Below are 2,121 nucleotides of genomic sequence, written 5' to 3' on the forward strand. Positions count from 1 at the left end.
GATCGCCTGCCACGGGGGAAGCGGGCGATTGGGGCGCGCATGAAGAGCTTAACCACCGCGCACCACCGGCACAACGGGTCAACTTGGGTCAGATTTCCGACGGATTCCACCCGGGCCGACGTCTCCCCTCCGACCGTTGACCGAGGGTGACCTGGCGTGGACCCAGCGCCCCCGAACCGGCTGTCTCGACGCCGACGGAGGCCGCTTCGAGGGCTGCCGGCGACCCGGCCCGACGCACTAGGCTCGCCGTGGTGGGCGTCGCGATCGTGACGGGAGGGCGGGGTGCCGTGGAGCTGTTGGAACGGGTCCGGGCGATCTGCCTCGCGCTGCCCGAGGTGACCGAGCGCCCCAGCCACGGGTCACCGACCTGGTTCGTCCGGGACAAGAGCGTGTTCGTCACCCTGCACGCCGACGGGCACCACCAGAACGACTTTCCCCACCTCTGGTGCGCCGCGCCGACGGGCGCCCAGGCGGAGCTGACCGCCGCCGACCCGGCCCGCTTCTTCCGCCCGCCCTACGTCGGCGGTCGGGGTTGGGTCGGCGTACGGCTGGACGGCACGGTCGACTGGGCCGAGATCGACGAATTGTGCCGGGACGCGTACCGGGAGATCGCGCCGACGCGGCTGGTCGCACTGCTCGACCCGCCCGCCTGACCCGGCCGGGTCCACGCGTCCCCGACCATCCGGGACGACCAACCACCCCAATGATCATCCAAAGTGGATTTCACTACACTGCCCGCCGTGATCAACTTCAGACGATCGGCGGCCGTCCTCCTCGGACTGCTGGCGACCACCGCGCTGACCGGGCCGGTCCCGGCGGCGGCCGACGAGGAGCAGGCGACCGAGCCGCCCCGGGTCGAGCTGGTGCTCGACGTCAGCGGCTCGATGCGGGCCGCGGACATCGACGGGCGCAGCCGGATCTCGGTGGCCCAGCAGGCGTTCAACGACGTGGTGGACGCGCTGCCGGAGGAGACCCAGCTCGGCATCCGGGTGCTCGGCGCGACCTACAAGGGCAAGGACAAGAAGGTCGGCTGCCAGGACACCCAGCAGATCGTTCCGGTCGGGCCGGTCGACCGGACCCGGGCCAAGGCGGCGGTCGCGACGCTCCGACCGACCGGGTTCACCCCGGTCGGGCTCGCGCTGCGCTCCGCCGCGCAGGACCTGGGCACCGGCGCCACCACCAGGCGGATCGTGCTGATCACCGACGGGGAGGACACCTGCGCACCACCGGACCCGTGCCAGGTCGCCCGGGAACTGGCCGCGCAGGGCACCAGCCTGGTCGTCGACACGCTCGGTCTCGCGCCCGACGAGAAGGTACGCCGTCAGCTGCTCTGCATCGCCGGGGCGACCGGAGGCACCTACACCGCGGCGCAGAGCGCCGACGAGCTGACCGGCCGGATCAAACAGCTCGTCGAGCGGGCCGGTGACACCCACACCCGGGCCCCGACCGTGGTCGGCGGCGCGAGCGCCTGTGACTCCGCGCCGCTGCTCGCCCCAGGCGTGTACGCCGGCCGGGAGTCGTTCTCCGAGCACCGCTACTACCGGGTGCCCGTACGCCCCGGGCAGGAGCTGCGCGCGTCGGTGAGCATGGCGCTGGACCGGCCGGTGAACCGGGACTACGGGGTGCTGCTGCGGGCCACCGCATCGGATGGCCGGGAACTCGTCCGTGGCGCCGACGCGGGCAGCGGCCGGGCCGACGTGCTCTCCGCCGGTCTGCGCTGGTCGGCCACAGCCGACGACGAGGACACCGCCGACGACGAGAACGCGACCGCCGACACCTCTACGCCCGTCGTCGAGCCCACCACCGTCTGCCTGGTGGTGAGCAACTCGTTCGCCGCACGCCCGGGCACCGCGGCGACGCCCGGCATGCCGGTGGAGCTGACCATCGACGTGGTCGCCGCCGCGGGAGCCCCGGACGGGCCCGACCTCGGCCGGGGCTGGGTGCTGCTCGCCCTGCTCACCGTGGCCGGCCTGCTCACCGGCCTGATCGCCGGCCTGCTCACCCGCTGGTGGGTCGCCACCTGGAGGGAGAACTGATGCGTACCGCACTGTTCCGGTCGCTCGCGGCGCTGCTCGCCGCCGGTGGGGCCGCGCTGCTGCCCGGGGCGGCCCTGGCCGCCCC

General features: G+C 73.5%; 2 protein-coding genes. Both read left to right on the top strand.

The features are described 5' to 3' along the window. Nucleotides 1-251: 251 nt before the first annotated feature. Nucleotides 252-653, top strand: a complete 402-nt coding sequence (locus AB0J68_RS31410) for an MmcQ/YjbR family DNA-binding protein (RefSeq protein WP_363942426.1) — start codon at nucleotides 252-254, stop codon at nucleotides 651-653. 87 nt (nucleotides 654-740) lie between these two features. After that, nucleotides 741-2,036, top strand: coding sequence for a VWA domain-containing protein (locus AB0J68_RS31415; RefSeq protein ID WP_363942429.1), 1,296 nt, complete (start codon nucleotides 741-743; stop codon nucleotides 2,034-2,036). Nucleotides 2,037-2,121: the final 85 nt, after the last annotated feature.

The organism is Micromonospora sp. NPDC049580 (assembly GCF_040675595.1).
Classification (GTDB): Bacteria; Actinomycetota; Actinomycetes; order Mycobacteriales; family Micromonosporaceae; genus Micromonospora.